The sequence below is a fragment of the Alkaliphilus crotonatoxidans genome, assembly GCF_054658015.1.
The window spans coordinates 1,544,721-1,562,030 of sequence record NZ_BAAHXS010000004.1; the positions used below are offsets into that span (position 1 = coordinate 1,544,721).

The following is a 17,310-nucleotide window of genomic DNA, read 5'->3' on the forward strand; positions in this document are numbered from 1 at the left end:
TCTATCAAAAATAAGTCGTATACAAAAAATGTTATCCAAATAATTACATTTATTTCATTTGACTTTTATGTAAATATGGAATAAAATAAGGTTTGTTTAATAAATTAATGATAGTAAACAGTCTTTCATTAATTTATCAGCAATCTATTTCACGATTTGTCTTGATTTTATCAATGTCAAGATGAATAAGTAAGAAGGAGGAAGAAAAATGAGTTTAAAGAAAAAGGCTTTAATTGGAGTAGTAGGTTTAAGTATGTTAGCTTTAACTGCCTGTGGAGGCGGTGGCGGTGGAACTGACGACGGTGGAGCCTTTACTGATGGTACATATAAAGGAACTGGTGAAGGCTACAATGGCCCGATTGAAATTGAACTTGTAGTAGAGAATGGAAAAATTTCTGACATGAATGTACTTTCCCATGAAGAAACAGAAGGAATTTCTGACTCAGCCTTTGAGGGAATCAAAGAGCAGCTTTTAGAAAAGCAATCTGCTGAAGGCTTAGATACAGTTTCAGGGGCTACAGGAACCAGCAATGGTCTAATTGAAGCGATCAATGCTGCAATGCCAGAAGCTCAAAAATAATTCTATAAAGATCAGGTAATAGGGTGTGTCTGAATACTCCGAAGGGTGCAGATTTTACTGAATTTTTGTTCCAAGCAAGGTGCTTTTTTGAAGGCATACCAGGAGTACGTCAAGGAAAAGCAACGCTGCGTGGGGCAAAAAAGCGGTGAAAGATGCCCTTGAGTGGGTTTTCAGACACGCCCTAGTATTATAAACCTGAAAAATGGTCCCTAGACATTCCTGTGAATAAAGAACAGTTTTATTTACAGGGAAGCTAGGGGCTTTTTATTGACAATTTCAGAGGGGCAATATAAAATAAAATTATGAATGAATATACAAAAACAAGAATAATTAAACCATTCTATTAAAGGAGGAAGGGGAATGGACGAAAAAAAATATCTTGAACATCGGTTCATCAAAGAACAAGCCAAAAAGCATACAGAGATAGAGAAGACGTATAAAATATTACTGGAGAATAGACAAAAAAGAAGTATACCAATGAAGACGCCCCGTAAATGAAGTGCACCTTAAATGTTAGACAAACATTTGTAGGTGCACTTTTAATTTTCTATTTCAGCAAAGAGTTTTTTTTTCTTCATCACAATTTGATTTATGGCGGTTTTTCTGTACAATAAAAGGGTGCGAATTTTATGTCTTGTTGCTTCAGCTATTTATAAAAGTAAGATTCATTCTCAAAAAACGACAAAATAAAACAATTTATGAAATATTATAACACGATAAGAGGATTTTTGTAAAATGAATGGAATACTAATTAATAAGAATGAAAACAGAATTGAAAGGTGAAAACAATGACAAATTATTTTACCTGGTTGAATTTTGTTGAGAAGGAAATCATCAACGATGATGTTCATCAACAAATTAAAGAAAGCTGGCAAATATCCAAAACAATGAAGGTTCCCTATCAGGACCCCTACGAAGAGGCGCCGGTTGACCAAAGCCTAATTAAACAGTTAAAGGAGCGGAATCGACAAAATCTTTTCCTGATCAAGCAGTATATGGTAAAAATTGCCGATGCTTTACTTAAGGAATGTGAGTTTTCAGTATTTCTCATTAACCAAGAGGGATTTATACTGGAGGTACTCAGCAATTTTGCTGATAAAGTATTAGAGCAATTAGCCTTAACCATTGGAAGCAATTGGAGTATCGAAAAAAGAGGAACCACTGCCGCCGGTATTGCATTGAAGTATAAGGACCCAATTGGAATTTCGGGTACAGAGCATTACCAGGAACGATATCATCAATATGGGGCCATTGGTATGCCAATTTATGATACTGAGGGACAGGTAATCTACGTCTTAAATTTGCTGTTGCCAGAAGGAACAAGGCCCCGAATCATTGATGCTTTGATGATGACTGCAGTACAGGGGATTGAGCGGGAGCTATATCATCAGGAATATAAGCAAAAAATAGAAGCCCTTAATCAACAATTAGAAATACAAAATAATCGATATCGAGTTCAGGCCAATCTGTTGGACCATATGTTCGATAATGTGAGTGATATGGTCTTTATTATGAATAAAGATAAGGCATTTATTAAGGTCAATAAAACAGGAAGACAGCTGTTAAAACGAATGAAGGCTAAGAATTTGACAGATATCTATTCCAAAATGAAGATCACAGACTTTGAGGGTAACATTATTTCTATTGATAACGACCCGGTTTATCAGGTTTTTAAAGGCTACTGCTGCAGAAATTCAAAAATATGTATACACTTTAAAGACAAAAAGGAATATTATTATATGGATGCAATTTCCTTTAAGGACCATTCGGGCAGAGACTTTGCCATTGGTATATTAAGAAATATAACGGATTTTGTAGAGCTGAACAGCCTTAAAAATCAATATAAGCTCAAGGCTGATGAGCTAGAAAATGTAATTAATACTATTTCTGATGGGGTAGCAATTATTAACGCAAGGGGAGAATACACGCTTTTAAATCCTGCCTGCGATGAAATTTTTCAATATAAAAGCCTTGTAAAAGACAAAGACTACTATGCCGGTATGGCTTTATCCTATGGAAACATTATGGAACTCAACGGTGAGCCCATTACCCATGAAAATTTTCCTGTCTTTAAAGTGCTGAAGGGTCAAGAAATCAGGAATAAGATATTTAAGGTAGAGGTTAAAGGAGAAACGAAGTATGTTTCCTTTAATGGTATTCCTGTATTAAATTCCCAAAACCAAGTGGAATATGCTGTCATAAGCTATAGTGATATTACCAAAATTCAACAGCAGCAAATAACGATTTACCAGAACAATCAATTCATTAAAAGCATCATGGAAAGTCTGGGGGCTCCCATGGTGGTTATCAGCTATCCCCAATGTGTTTTTGAAGCATTGAATAGTCGTTATTGCAATTTTATTGAAGATGTTACGGGAAAGAAATACACCCCGCAGCAGCTTGAAGGAAAGAGCTTCAGGGAAACCCTAGACCCCGATGTGGCACTGGAATGGCATGACGTGGCCGACAGCGTTGCCTATGAAAGAAAGGTGGTCGATACAAGGGTAGTACAATTTAAAGACCCAGAGGGCCATGAAAGGCATCTTCAAGTAATTTATACCCCCATTATGAATGAGTCTGGGGAAGTATGCAATATTACTGCCGTTGGTGTAGACATTACCAATCAGATCAATGCCAAGAAGGAGGCAGAAGAGCTGGCAAGGATGAAGGAGGAATATTTCTCGGTGATTTCCCACGAGCTTCGTTCACCCATTGCCGTTGTCCATTCTGCAATCCAGCTGCTGACAGGGGAATTATATGCCAAAGAATTCAGTGCTGGTAACATCAAAATGCTGAAGAAAATCGAGAAAAATACCTATCGATTGCTGCGGCTAGTTAATAATTTTTTAGATATAACAAAGGCTGAGGCAGGGTATATGAACGTTAATTATTGCAATGTAGAAATTGCTGCCTTGACGGAATCCCTTTTGGAATCTATCCAGCCCATTGCCCAGAAGAAAAATATCCAAATTTATTTCATCAATCAATGCCAGGATCTGGTTATAGCCGTTGACCCGGAAAAGTATGAGAGAATATTGCTGAATTTATTATCCAATGCCATCAAGTTTTCAGACAAAGAAGGGAAAATCATCATTACCCTACAGCAGGATGAAACTTGCATTTATATTGGTGTAAAGGATAATGGAGTCGGAATTCCTAAAAGCAAGCAGAAGAAAATTTTTGACCGCTTCTATATTGTCGATGGTTCCTTGAGCAGAAAAAACGATGGCACAGGAATCGGTCTTTCGTTAGTAAAGAAGTTTGTCGAGCTGATGGAAGGAGAAATTCGTCTAAATAGTGAAGCGGATTGGGGCTGTGAATTTACCGTCGTACTGCCTAAAAAAATCAATATTGGTGCCATGGGGATTGAATTTAATGAAATCAATGATAATTTTACTGAAAAAATCCAGACGGAGTTTGCCGATATAAAGGAATAAAATAAGAGAAAATATTGGATCGCTGCATCAGTATATGCTACAGTCCAGTTATCTAAATAAATTTTCGAGGGAGAATCATTATTATTTATTTTCCATTAAAAGTATGGTATGATTTTATTACAGGAAAGCAAAGGTTTTCCCATATATAGAGTATAGACCAGGAGGATGAAATTTGGAAACTGGAAAGTAGTGGATAAAATGCCAATAAATTATATCGTTTTTTTCGAAGTTGCAGTGGGAATTTTCACAGCCTTTAAGGCAAGGCAAAAGAAGCAGAATCCCATACTATGGCTGCTGTTGGGCACAGCCTTTTCATTAATTGCCCTGGCAATTATTCTTGAAATGCCCCATCCTCAAGACCAAGCAAATTATGTAAAACCAAATAACATAGCATAAAATAAAGTGTCGAGTTTTCGACACTTTATTTTTTTGAAAAAAATAATAGTTAATTGAAAATAATTGTTATTTTCTTTGGGGTACGGATATAAGAATAACAAGAGAAATTCTAAATCAGAATTGGAGGGATGGTTATGAATTTTCAAGATTATAATCCTTTAGAGAAGAAAATGCTCCAAATCATGGATCATGAAGGAAATATTGTAAAGCCTGAACTAATGCCGGCGCTAACCAAGGAAGATCTATTAAAAATGTATAGACTAATGGTTCAAACCCGGGAAACCGATAAAAAGGCATTAATGTATCAGCGGCAGGGCAGAATGTTGACCTACGCCCCCAATACGGGGCAAGAGGCAGCCCAGGTGGCCAGTGCCTATCCCCTTAGGAAGCAAGACTGGATGGTACCAGCCTTTCGTGAGCTGGGGGCATGGCTTACCAGGGGGGCCGATCTAAAAATGATATACCTCTATTGGTATGGAAATGAATTTGGCAGTTATGTACCAGAGGATTTGAGGATTTTACCCGTTTCGGTACCCATTGCCAGTCATTTGCAGCATGCAGTAGGAATCTCATGGGCAGCGAAGCTACAAAATAAGGATGAGGTTGCAATCACCTACTTTGGTGATGGAGCCACTTCCCAGGGAGACTTTTCAGAGGCTTTAAACTGGGCCGGTGTATACAAGACACCAACAGTTTTCCTCTGCCAAAATAACCAATGGGCTATTTCGGTACCCAGGGAAATACAAACGGCTGCAGAAACCATCGCTCAAAAAGCCATTGCCTTTGGATTCCCTGGCATATTGGTGGACGGTAACGACATCTTCGCAATGTATGTCGCTACCAAGGCCGCCGTAGAAAGGGCCAGAAGGGGAGAAGGCCCTACCTTAATTGAGGCCTACACCTATCGCCTGGGAGCCCATACCACCAGCGATGATCCAACTCGTTACCGAGATAATACTGAGGTAGAGGAGTGGAAGAAAAAGGACCCGATTGACCGCATGAGAAAATATCTAATCAGGGAAGGGTTGCTGAGTGAAGAAGAAAACGAAAAAATTATTGAACAATATGCCCAAGAGGCTGAGGCTGCCTTTAAATATGTAGAAGCCAACGGACAAACAGAGCTGGAGGATATCTTCAAATATCAATTTAAGGAAATGACCCCTCAGTTACAGGAGCAACTAGCTGAATACCAACAATTTTTAAGGGAAAGAGGTGAAGCATAATGGCTGTTATGAATTTATTACAGGCTGTTAATGAAACCCTAAGGCAGGAAATGAAAAGAGATGATCGGGTTGTTGTATTTGGTGAAGACGTAGGCTATGAGGGGGGCGTTTTTAGAGCCACTGTTGATCTTCAGAAAGAATTTGGCAGGGAACGTTGCATGGATACGCCATTGGCTGAATCGGGCATTGTAGGTGTCGGTATTGGGATGGCTGTCAACGGCATGATTCCCGTTGTTGAAATACAATTTATGGGCTTTGTGTATCCTGCTTTTAATCAGATTATTACCCATGTAGCAAGACTTAGAAATCGTTCAAGGGGTAGATATACAGTTCCTATGGTCATTAGAATGCCCTATGGTGGCGGAATTCGGGCCCTGGAGCACCATTCCGAATCAACTGAGTCACTATTTGCTCATATACCGGGATTAAAGGTGGTCATTCCCTCTACCCCCTATGATGCCAAGGGGCTATTGGCCTCGGCTATTCGTGATGAAGATCCCGTTATCTTTATGGAACCAAAGCGAATCTATCGGGCCTTTAAGCAAGAGGTTCCCGACGAGGAATATTTAATTCCCATTGGTAAGGCCAAGGTAGTACAGGAGGGTAGTGATATTACCTTAATCTCCTGGGGAGCCTCCATGAGAGAAACCCTTAAGGCTGCAGAAATGGCCCTGGAAAAGGGAATTAAAGCAGAGGTGATCGACCTTAGAACCATAGCCCCCATTGACAGGGATACCGTCATAGATTCCGTTAAGAAAACCGGCAGGGTGTTAATCGTTCATGAGGCCGTCAAAACCCTGGGAGTCGGGGCAGAGCTGATTTCAATTATCAACGAGCAGGCCTTCCTGCATCTTGAGGCCCCCCCAACCCGATTAACAGGCTTTGATACCGTATTTCCGCTGCCCAGGGGTGAGCATCACTATATTCCGGGCCCAGACCGTATATTAAAGAAAATTACTGAAGTGGTAAATTATTTAACCTAAGGGGAGGGAACGCATGATGATAGAGTTCAGATTTCCAGATATTGGAGAAGGTATCACCGAAGGTGTTTTACTAAAATGGCTGGTACAGGTGGGGGATCAGGTGAAGGAAGGAGATTCCCTGTGCGAGGTGGAAACCGATAAGGTAAATGCCGAACTGCCTTCCCCTGCAGCAGGTACCATTCAATCCCTCCATGGAGAGGTGGGGGAAACCATTTATGTTGAAGATATATTGGTTGTCATAGACAATGGTGAAGGTACAGCTTCCGAGGCTCAACCAGTATCCCAAAGTGATACGGAAACGAAGGTGGAGCCCGTAGAGGAAGATAATGCAGGAGTAGTGGGGGCCCTGGAGGTATCAAATGAAGTAGTACCTGTCAGCCAGGAAGGAAGGGCCTCTGACAGTCCTTTAAGCGAATCAAGGAAGAAGGTTCTGGCAACCCCTGTTGCTAGAAAAATGGCCCACGATTTGGGAATAAACCTTGAAAATGTCATTGGAACCGGCCCCGCAGGCAGGATTATGAAGGCGGATATTCAAAAAGCTCATCAAGCCAAGGCCGTTCATAGCCCAGCACCGGAAATGGCTCCCCTGGGCCGTGAAGCAGAGGGTTCCAAGGTAGAAAGAATTAAGCTATCCAGCCTGAGAAGGACCATATCCAAGAAGATGACGGAATCCTTCTTTACTGCCCCCCATACCACCGTGATGGAGGAAATAGATGTTACCGAGCTGGTGGAATACCGTCAATCCATCAAGGAGCTTTTTAAAGAGGAAAAGGGTCTTTCCATTACCTTTTTACCTTTTATAATTAAAGCCACCACCCTGGCCTTGGCGGAAAATCCTAAGTTTAACGGTCAATTAGATGAAGATGGTGAACATTATTTAATCAAGCAAATGATTGATATTGGTATTGCCGTTGACACTGAGGATGGCCTGTTGGTGCCTGTCATTCGGGATGCCAACCACAGGGGAATTGTAGGATTGATGGAAGAAATACAGCGGCTGGGCAATGGAGCAAGGGAGCGAAGTCTAAAAATTGATGAGTTGAAGGGAAGTAGCTTTACCATTACCAACTACGGGGCCCTGGGAGCCAGCTTTGGAACCCCCATCATCAATTATCCTGAAGTGGCCATTTTGGGTGTAGGAAGAATCGAAAAGAAGCCCGTTGTTATCGATGATCAAATTGTAATCCGTTGGATACTGCCTCTATCCCTGGCCATTGATCATCGTGTGCTGGATGGTGGAGACGCCGGCAGGTTTATTAAGTCCTTTAAGAAGTATATCCAGCGTCCCAATATATTGTTACTAAGCTAGGGGGAATCGATATGAAATACGATGTAATTGTATTGGGCGGCGGGCCCGGTGGTTATGTGGCCGCTATTAAGGCGGCCCAGATGGGCGGAAAAGTTGCCCTGATAGAAAAGGAAGCCCTGGGGGGAGTATGCTTAAACTGGGGTTGTATTCCCACCAAGGCCTTGTTAAAAAACGCCAGAGTTTACCAAGACATATTAAAAAGCGATTTCTATGGAATTGAGGGAATAGAAAAGGAAAAAATTAAAGTAAATTGGCCTCAAATGCTGAAACGGAAGGATAAAGTGGTAAAACGCCTTGTCATGGGTGTCGAGGGATTAATGAAAAAAAATAAGATAGACCTGTATCGGGGCTTTGGGCAGGTATTGGATGCAACACATGTCGAGGTTAACGATCAAAGGCTTGAAGGTAACAGGCTGATCCTGGCCACTGGGGCATCACCCATGATGCCCGATATAAAGGGCCTGAAGGAAGGCTATGAGAAGGGGATCGTTTTAACCAGCAAAGAGCTTTTATCAATGGAAAAGCTGCCCGAAACCATGGTGATACTGGGCGGCGGTGTAATTGCTGTTGAATTTGCAACCCTTTTAAATACCCTGGGGGTGAAGGTAACCCTGCTGCAGCGTTCAGAGGGAATTTTGTCAGGAACAGAAAGAGAAATGGCAGCTACCCTCAGCAAGCATTTGACCCATAATGGTGTTAATATCATTACCAAGGCATCGGTTAAGGCCATTGATGGGCATATCGTTATTGCCGCTATCAATGGTGAAGAAAAGCAATTTAAGGGTGATAAAATACTGCTTTCCCTGGGAACAAAACCCAACTTAAAGGGCCTGGAGGGCCTATCCCTGGAAGTAAACCAACGGGGCATTGTGACCAATGACAAGCTGGAAACCAGCATAAAGGGTGTCTATGCCATCGGCGACTTAAATGGAAAATATATGCTGGCCCATGTGGCCAGTGCAGAAGGAATAGTAGCCGCCAGCAATGCCATGGGTGAAGAAGAGTACTTGAACTATAAAATTATTCCATCCTGCATCTATAGTTTCCCTGAAATTGCCTCGGTGGGCTTAACTGAGGAGGAAGCCAAGGCCCAAGGGTATCAGGTGTTGGTCAGCAGGTTCCCCTTAAGTGCCAACGGAAAGGCCCTGGCAGAAGGGGAAAGCATCGGATTTGTGAAGGTAGTGGCAGACCAGCAGTATGGAGAAATTTTAGGAACCCATATCATGGCTGTCCATGCCACTGACATGATTGCAGAGGCTGTAATTTCAATGGAGCTTGAGGGAACTGCCCATGATGTGGCGAAGGCTATTCATCCTCATCCTACCCTTTCAGAAATTGTAATGGAGGCGGCCCACGGAATTATGGGTAAGCCAATACACTTCTAATAAACTGCTAAAAAGTCTGGCTATTCTATGGAATGGCCAGGCTTTTTTTCATTAAAATATTTCATTAATTCTGGTAGGAATTCCATGCCGTCATGGAGAATAGATTAAAAGGGAAAAAGAATATATACCTTCCCTGGTCGGACTGTTATAATAATAAAAAGGATTGTTTTATTTACAACTATATAGGTTTATAGGGTGGGGAGGTTAACTCTAAATAACCAAAATACTACACAAAGGATAGGAGGGGAGGCCCCCAATGATGACGAAAAAAATACTGATACTCAAACCGCAGGATAACCCCCCTTGCTATTTGAAAAACCTATTGAGAAGATACGGTTTTCAAATTATTGAGAATTATATTGCAGAAGACTTGATTTCTGTCGTTCTGAAAGAGCTGCCTCAAATTATTTTGATGAATACTTTTTCTGATGATGATCATACAATAGAGATAATAGCGCAGTTAAAAAACAATCAGCATACTGCTGATATTCCTGTTTTGGCCAATTTACACCAATATTCACCCGAAGGAAAGGAAAAATTAATACAGCAGGGTATTGATGACTATGTAGCGTACCCCTTTTTAGAATCAGAGCTGCTGCTAAAAATCAACAATCTGCTAAAGCGGGTGAACTTAAACAAAAACCTGACGGAGTGCAGAAGGGCCTTGGAGGAAAGCCTGCTGTTAATACAAAATCAAAAACAGGAATTAGAAAATAACCTCTCCTTGGCAGCCAAAATTCAAGAGGCCTTAATACCCAAAAGCCTTGGGAATATACCTAACTGCTCCTTTGTTTGGCACTTTCAGCCTTCCGGTAGGGTTGGCGGGGATATTTTCGATGTATTCATGCTGGACGAGGATCATATGGGGCTATATGTTATTGATGTGATGGGCCATGGATTAGCTTCCTCCATGCTGGCGGTAGCCCTTTCAGAATCCTTAATTTTGGATGTGGAACGGGGATCACCGTTAAAACGAAAAATTAACGATTTCCCCTATTATGAAATTATTTCTCCCAAGGAGGTCATCCATTATTTAAATAAACGTTTTCCCTTTGAGAAATACGGGCATTACTTCACAATTGTCTATATGATTCTAAATGTAAAGACAGGCGTATTAAAATATGTCCGGGGAGGTCATCCTACCCCCTTATTGATAAAGACCTATGGAGAAATCATAGAGCTGGATGGATATGGTACCCCCATTGGCTTTGAGCTGGGAGAGGATTACGAAGAAAAGACAGTATATCTTGATTCAGGCGATACCATTATTGCCTATACAGATGGTGTGCTGGAGCTAAAGGATGAAAAGGGGCGATACATTGATTATGACGGCTTCATTGACCACCTTAGGAAAGAAATTGAGATGGAAAGCCATCACTATACCCTGGGATTAAAGAAGCTGTCAAGAAATCAGCTGAAGCTAAAGGACGATTTATCCTTTATTGAAATGAAATGGATTAAATTTGTATAGTAATTTTTCAAAAAGGATAATTGAAATGTAGGCATAAAGCTGTTATGATATAATGTAATACCTTCAGCAGTATGATTGAGTTTTCAATGCTTTCTGTCCCTTTAAAGGGAAAGCCGATAAAATCAAGCAATTTAATAATAAAATCAAAAAATCTAAAATAGGAGGTTGATCGGGATGTTAGAGAAGGTAGTAACAATAAAAAATGAAATTGGCTTACATGCCAGACCTGCCAGTTTACTGGTGAAGGAAGCCAGCAGGTTTAAGGCAGACACATTTTTAATTAAAAAGGGGAACAAATACAATTGTAAAAGCATCATGAATGTGTTAAGCATGGGTGCTAAAAAGGGCGATGAGATTATTCTTAGGGTAGATGGCTCTGATGAAGAAGAAGCAATGGAAGCATTGGTAGATTTAATTGAGAACAAGCTCAATGAAGATGAATAGCTGTAGGTAGTATTAATTGTCAGGAAATTAGAAAGATCAGTTCCTTTATTGGGACTGCCAAGTAATGACCCTGAGGGATAAAGAAAGAAAAAACCCTCTCTTTGGGGTAAACATTAAAAAATGGGAATAGGGTCGATGAAATTTGGTCGAGCCTACTTGTCACTTTTGAAGTATACTGTATTCAGAATTCAGAATACCAAAATTATCTTTGGTATTCTGTTTGTTTTATTATACTGATACGATATATTTTTAAACATCATCTGCCTATATCAATGCCATTGTTTTTGGGTGAATTTAAAGGATGACCAGCTGCAAAAAATAATTGAAATATTACAATTATTTATAAAAAATTACCAAACCTTAATATTTCTAACGCTGTAGTGTTTACATTTTTGCAGAATTCTTGTATAATCATTATTAAAATTCAAAACCAAATAAAAATTTTCGTTTTAATACAAATGAAAAGCTAGATTGAGTTTATTTTGTTCGTGATTTATATGAAAATAGGAGGGATATTGATGAAAAAGACGCTTGAAGACTTATTAGCCGAGCCAATGCTTTATTTTCTGCCACCCTGGACCCACGATAAGGAAAGCATTACTAAATTGTTAGAGGGCCACCCTAATATTCGCTTTGTTTCCTTGGTAGGGGTAGATTTAGGGGGAAACAGCACCGACGAAAAAGTACCTATTTCCTTGTTTTTAGATGACGTAGAGGATTTTTTAAAGGTAGGAGTCCAAACCGACGGCTCCAGCGTTGTACTGCATGAAATTGCCACCCTGAATAATGCAAAGGTAGATATCATCCCTGACCTTGATGTAACCTGGTTTATTGATTATAATTATGAGCTGCTGGAGGAAAGTACGGGGCTTCCCATTGGAACCTTAAAAATTCCTGCATATTTAGAGCATAATAACAAATGGGTAGATTCCAGGGCTATATTAAAAAGAACCGTGGACTATTTTACAAAGGAAGTAAAGGAATTATTTATAAAATATCCTCATCTATTGGCCGAATACGGAATTGAATCGGCCGATGAGATTGAGGCCGTCAACCTGACCAGTGCTACAGAGCTGGAGTTTTGGGTGAAAACCCCTGAAGATCTGGCGGATGAAGAAAAGCTGTCTACCTCCCAAACCCTGAAGGAGCAATATTGGAAACGGACTAAGGGGTCAGTCAGATCAGCCCTGGAGGAATCCATTATGCTTTTAGAAAGCTATGGCCTGGAACCTGAAATGGGCCATAAGGAGGTAGGGGGCATTCGGGCCACCATTGCCGGCTCTGGAAAGCTAAATCATGTTATGGAACAGCTGGAAATTGACTGGAAATACAGCAGTGCTCTGCAATGTGCAGACAATGAGCTGTTTATCAGAGAATTTATAGAAGAAACCTTTGAACGATACGGTCTGGAGGTCACCTTTCAGGCAAAGCCCGTTGAAGGGGTGGCAGGCAGCGGCAAGCATACCCATATGGGGGCCAATGTAAAGCTGAAAAATGGAAAATACATCAACTTGTTTTCACCAAGGGATATGAAATCAGATTTTGTCAGCCCCCTTGGATGGGGAGCCCTAATGGGAATGCTAAAGCATTACGAAGTCATTAATCCCTTTGTCACCGCCACCAACGATGCCTTTAACAGATTAAAGCCAGGCTTTGAGGCACCGGTTTGTATTGTTAGTTCAGTGGGTCATAATGCTGAAGCACCCTCTCGAAACAGAACGGTATTGGTTGGATTGGTCAGAGACATTAATAATCCCCTGGCGACCCGGTATGAATTAAGGGCACCAAACCCCACTTCAAATTCCTATTTGTATATCAGTGCCTGCTATCTGGCCATGATGGACGGAATTAAATATGCAGTAGAAAATAAGCTCACCAGCAAGGACCTGGAAAATGAAATTTCTAAAACCGCCGGAGAAGATAAGCTATATCTTGAAAATGACAGGGCCTACAGAAGCGAGCATGACGTCTTTGAAGACTATTCGGATGAAGAAAGAAATCGACTGTTCGGCAAACCACCGGCAACGGTTTGGGAAAATCTTCAGGGCTTTGTCAGCTACCCTGAAAAGAAGAATATTCTCTTTGCGGGAAAATGTTTTGATGAGGCCATTTTAAGCTCCTATCAGGTTGCTACCCTTGATCAATGGGTAACAGAAATATTAGGTAGAATTATTCCCAATAACGCTGCCATTGTTCGTAGTTGTAAAAGGCTTCACGATGCTGACCATGCTACAGATATTGATGTGGTCAATTGGGAAAAAATCAACAGCCTCAGAAACTATTTAATGAAGGATAGCCTAGAGCGGAAATCCCTCTTTACCCAAATCAGAGATGCCCTTGAAGGTAAAAACTATGAATTGGCTTCACAGCTGCAAATAGAGATGGCAGAAAAAATAACCCTTCTAAAGCAACTGTATATTATATATAAGCGAAACCTATTAGATATTACCAATGGAGATTTTTAAATCTATGTTCAAAACCAGCCCGGGAAGTATAGACTGCTGACTTCTCGGGCTTTTTATGTGTCTGTATTTACATATTTTCTTTTTTTAATCAGAACAAGGAAGGAGAATAGTTTCATGGAGCGAATAAATATAGTTAAGAGGAAAATATTAGATTTTTGCCCCTTGATAACTGAAGGCTTGAAAAATCCATTGTTTTCTAAGGTCATTCAGGGGTATAATTTACCATATCTTCATAAATATATATAAAGGAGTGACAGGTATGAACCTGAGAGAAGTGGAAAGGCGAATGAATCATTTAAAAAATCTGCTTGACCCAGAGCGGGCAAGGCGTGAAAAGCGGGCTGAGCGTTCTAAGGGTCTGATGAAGGGCTTGGCCTTGGGAGCATTTTTGGGAGGCTTGGCAGGGGTACTCTTTGCACCCGACAAGGGGGAAAATACCAGACAAAAAGCCAGGGAAGAGCTTGAAAAGGCTAAGGAAATATTAGAGGTTAATTATGCAGTTGGCAAGGAGAAGGTCAGTGAATTTGTTGAAGACCAAAAAGAGGTACTGGAAGAAAAAATGGTTGTACTTAAAAATAAATTAAATTCCAAGACTGCCTGTAGTCTGGATGACGAGGAAGCTGCAGACGCAGAGGAAGAAATTGTTGATCAAGAGGCTTAAAGCCTCGTGAAGGGAGAATAGAAGCCATGGAAATCAGTATTACCCTAGGACAACTGTTAATTGGGTTTTTGATGATCGCTGGAATCGTTCTGGTAGTTGCCTTGATTAATGTGGTATTAAAGCTAAATGAAATCCTTAAGCAGGTGAATCATATCGTCGTTAAAAATGAGGCCAATATCAACGCTTCAATCGATACCATTCCAAAGATTTTACATAATGCCGAAGAGATAACGGATAGCTTTAATGAACAAATGAAGCATGTTTCCGGAACAGTTAAGAGTATTGAAGAAACGGTGGAATATGCTGCATCAACTGCCCAGGTATTAACAGAGGATGTTGTACTGCCCATCAGTGAGCTGTTTCAAATCTTTAGCTTTTTAAAGGGTATATTTATTAAGGAAAAGAAAAAAGGTCTATTCCGAAAATAAAGATTGATCAGGCTTAATTAGGCTGTTAAATCAATGTACATATTATAATCTATTCCAAGGATTTAGCCATACTGCAGCCCCTAAAGGGGGGCTGTATTTTTTTTGCCTATCTGTAAAAAAACAGTTGTATTTTTATAAAAATTGCTGTATGATTAATAACAAGGTTTTTAGAATAAATATACATGTATACATAATAAATATACATATTATGAATAAAATGTGAGGTGGGCAGTATGTTTAAAATCGGTATATTGGGGGCCACAGGCTATACCGGCGGAGAGCTGGTAAGGCTATTGACCAATCATCCTGAGGTAGAAATCAGCTTTTTAGATTCAAGAACCTATTTAGATATGGATTTCAGCAGGGTTTATCCAAACCTTAGAAAAAAGCTGGAAAAAAGATGCATTTCAGTGAATATTGAGGACCCCGGTCAATTTGATGAAATTGACGTACTATTTTGTGCCTTACCCCACGGTCTAAGCCAAAAAGCAGTAATGGCGGGTATGAGGCGGGGAATCAAGGTAATTGACTTGTCTGCTGATTTTAGAATTAATGATTCGAAGATCTATGAGGAATGGTATGGAACCGGCCACGTTGCCCAAAAAGAACTGGAAATGGCTGTCTATGGCTTAACGGAACTATATCGAAGGGAGATTCGCCAGGCAGACCTAATTGCTAATCCTGGCTGTTATCCCACCAGTATCCTTTTGGCCCTTTACCCGTTGATTAAGGAAAAGGCCGTATCCCTTTCCGGGGTAATCGCAGATGCCAAGTCGGGTGTATCGGGGGCCGGCAGAAGCCCCCACGATGGTGGGCTATATGCTCAGTGCAATGAAAATATTAAGGCCTATGGCATTGGAAGCCACCGGCATACCCCTGAAATAGAGCAGGAATTGAGCAAAATGGCCGGAGAAGCTATGGTAATCCAATTTACTCCCCATTTAACACCCATGAACAGGGGAATTTTAAGTACTATTTACGTAGATAATCCAAAGGGCCTGGATGAAGCTGCCCTGGAACGTATCTATCAAAGCCATTATGACAAGGAGCATTTTATCAGGCTTCTTCCCCAGGGAGAGCTGCCCCAGACAAAGGCCGTGGCAGGATCAAATTTCTGTGATATTGCCCATATTGTCGATGAACGAACAAATAAAATTATTTTGGTCAGTGCCATTGATAATCTAATCAAGGGTGCCGCCGGTCAAGCGGTTCAAAATATGAATGTCATGCTTGGAATAGAAGAGTCACTGGGAATTAATCAAACGCCCCTTTGGCCATAACGATGGAGGTGCTTAAAGAAATGGAACAATTTGAAATAATAGAAGGAAATGTAACCTCCCCCAAGGGCTTTTTAGCCAGTGGGGTCCATATAGGAATGAAAAGGGTAAAAAAAGACTTGGCTTTGGTTTACAGTCAGGTACCAGCAGTGGGGGCAGGGGTATTTACCACCAATAAGGCCTGTGCCGCTCCTGTTATTGTATCAAAGGAAAACATAAAGGATAATCAGATTCAGGCCATTATAATCAATAGTGGCAATGCCAATGCCTGCACCGGTCAGCAGGGGCTGGCGGATGCCCGGGAAATGGGGGCCATTACAGCAGCGGCTTTAAAAATACCTGAAGAAAATATCATTGTATCCTCTACAGGGGTTATTGGTGTACCATTGCCAATGAACCTCTTAAAGAAGGGGATTCCCCAGGCCGTAGCGGCCCTTTCCGCTGAAGGCGGGGGTTCCGGGGCAGAGGCCATTATGACCACCGATACGGCCCCCAAAACCATCGGGGTGGTGGTGGAAATTGACGGGAAAAGGGTTACCGTAGGGGGAATGGCCAAGGGATCAGGAATGATTCATCCCAATATGGCCACCATGCTTGCCATTGTTACCACCGATATTTTAATTGAAGCAGACTATCTTAATGACCTATTGAAGGAGGCCACTGATCAAACCTACCATATGATCTCGGTGGATGGAGACACCAGTACCAATGACATGGTGGCAGTAATGGCCAATGGCCTGGCGGGCAATGAAATAATGAATCATCAGCATCCCCAAAGAAAGGAATTTGAGCAGGCCTTTCTGTATGTTCATGAATATCTGGCCAAGGCCATTGTAAGGGACGGTGAAGGGGCCACCAAATTCATCGAGGTGGCGGTAGATCATGCCCCCAATGTGTCAGATGCCCGAAAAGCAGTAAAGGCGGTGTTGACCTCTAATCTGGTAAAGACAGCCTTCTTTGGAGAGGATGGTAACTGGGGCCGTATTCTTTGCAGCATAGGCTATTCCGATGCGAACTTTGACATAAACAAAATTGAAATCAGTCTTAGCAGCGGCCCTGATCTTGTGAAAATCGTCGAGGGGGGTCAGGGAACCAATTACCAGGAGGAATCGGTGGCAGCCCTGTTAAAGCATCAGGATATTAAAATTCATGTAGATATGAATAATGGCAATGAAAGGGCAGTAGGATGGGGCTGTGATTTATCCTATGACTATGTAAAAATCAACGGAGCATATCGAACCTAGGGGGAAG

15 protein-coding genes are annotated in these 17,310 nt (G+C 41.1%); all 15 read left to right on the forward strand.

From position 1 onward, the window contains the following. Window positions 1-208: 208 nt before the first annotated feature. The 15 genes from ACYQ1I_RS09955 (at window position 209) to argJ (ending at window position 17,303) form a co-directional block, all read left to right on the forward strand. Window positions 209-580, forward strand: coding sequence for an FMN-binding protein (locus ACYQ1I_RS09955; protein ID WP_459764821.1), 372 nt, complete (start codon window positions 209-211; stop codon window positions 578-580). 360 nt (window positions 581-940) lie between these two features. Then, window positions 941-1,078: a hypothetical protein gene (locus ACYQ1I_RS09960; protein WP_459764822.1), complete on the forward strand. Its 138-nt coding sequence runs from the start codon at window positions 941-943 to the stop codon at window positions 1,076-1,078. 290 nt (window positions 1,079-1,368) lie between these two features. Next, window positions 1,369-4,017 (forward strand): ATP-binding protein, encoded by a 2,649-nt coding sequence (locus ACYQ1I_RS09965; RefSeq protein ID WP_459764824.1) that lies wholly within the window; start codon window positions 1,369-1,371, stop codon window positions 4,015-4,017. 165 nt (window positions 4,018-4,182) lie between these two features. Beyond that, window positions 4,183-4,413: a hypothetical protein gene (locus tag ACYQ1I_RS09970; RefSeq protein WP_459764826.1), complete on the forward strand. Its 231-nt coding sequence runs from the start codon at window positions 4,183-4,185 to the stop codon at window positions 4,411-4,413. A gap of 134 nt (window positions 4,414-4,547) precedes the next feature. After that, the gene (gene pdhA / locus ACYQ1I_RS09975; RefSeq protein WP_459764828.1) at window positions 4,548-5,636 is read left to right on the forward strand and encodes a pyruvate dehydrogenase (acetyl-transferring) E1 component subunit alpha; all 1,089 of its coding nucleotides are present in this window, start codon (window positions 4,548-4,550) and stop codon (window positions 5,634-5,636) included. Beyond that, a complete protein-coding gene (locus ACYQ1I_RS09980; protein WP_459764830.1) occupies window positions 5,636-6,619 on the forward strand; it encodes an alpha-ketoacid dehydrogenase subunit beta in 984 nt (327 codons plus the stop codon). The genes pdhA and ACYQ1I_RS09980 overlap by 1 nt, the downstream gene beginning before the upstream one ends. A 16-nt stretch (window positions 6,620-6,635) precedes the next feature. Further along, on the forward strand, window positions 6,636-7,928 hold the full coding sequence (locus tag ACYQ1I_RS09985) for a dihydrolipoamide acetyltransferase family protein (protein WP_459764832.1): 1,293 nt from the start codon (window positions 6,636-6,638) through the stop codon (window positions 7,926-7,928). An 11-nt stretch (window positions 7,929-7,939) separates the two neighbouring features. Continuing rightward, complete coding sequence (gene lpdA, locus ACYQ1I_RS09990) at window positions 7,940-9,313, forward strand: dihydrolipoyl dehydrogenase (protein ID WP_459764834.1); 1,374 nt, start codon at window positions 7,940-7,942, stop codon at window positions 9,311-9,313. 259 nt (window positions 9,314-9,572) lie between these two features. Next, complete coding sequence (locus ACYQ1I_RS09995) at window positions 9,573-10,784, forward strand: SpoIIE family protein phosphatase (protein WP_459764836.1); 1,212 nt, start codon at window positions 9,573-9,575, stop codon at window positions 10,782-10,784. Window positions 10,785-10,958: 174 nt separating this feature from the next. Continuing rightward, window positions 10,959-11,228 (forward strand): HPr family phosphocarrier protein, encoded by a 270-nt coding sequence (locus ACYQ1I_RS10000; protein WP_459764838.1) that lies wholly within the window; start codon window positions 10,959-10,961, stop codon window positions 11,226-11,228. 518 nt (window positions 11,229-11,746) lie between these two features. After that, on the forward strand, window positions 11,747-13,693 hold the full coding sequence (locus ACYQ1I_RS10005; protein ID WP_459764840.1) for a type I glutamate--ammonia ligase: 1,947 nt from the start codon (window positions 11,747-11,749) through the stop codon (window positions 13,691-13,693). A 259-nt stretch (window positions 13,694-13,952) separates the two neighbouring features. Beyond that, a complete protein-coding gene (locus ACYQ1I_RS10010; protein ID WP_459764842.1) occupies window positions 13,953-14,354 on the forward strand; it encodes a YtxH domain-containing protein in 402 nt (133 codons plus the stop codon). A 26-nt stretch (window positions 14,355-14,380) separates the two neighbouring features. Beyond that, window positions 14,381-14,782, forward strand: a complete 402-nt coding sequence (locus ACYQ1I_RS10015) for a hypothetical protein (RefSeq protein ID WP_459764843.1) — start codon at window positions 14,381-14,383, stop codon at window positions 14,780-14,782. A 233-nt stretch (window positions 14,783-15,015) separates the two neighbouring features. Then, a complete protein-coding gene (gene argC / locus ACYQ1I_RS10020) occupies window positions 15,016-16,062 on the forward strand; it encodes an N-acetyl-gamma-glutamyl-phosphate reductase (RefSeq protein ID WP_459764845.1) in 1,047 nt (348 codons plus the stop codon). 20 nt (window positions 16,063-16,082) lie between these two features. Beyond that, window positions 16,083-17,303, forward strand: a complete 1,221-nt coding sequence (gene argJ, locus ACYQ1I_RS10025; RefSeq protein WP_459764847.1) for a bifunctional glutamate N-acetyltransferase/amino-acid acetyltransferase ArgJ — start codon at window positions 16,083-16,085, stop codon at window positions 17,301-17,303. Window positions 17,304-17,310: the final 7 nt, after the last annotated feature.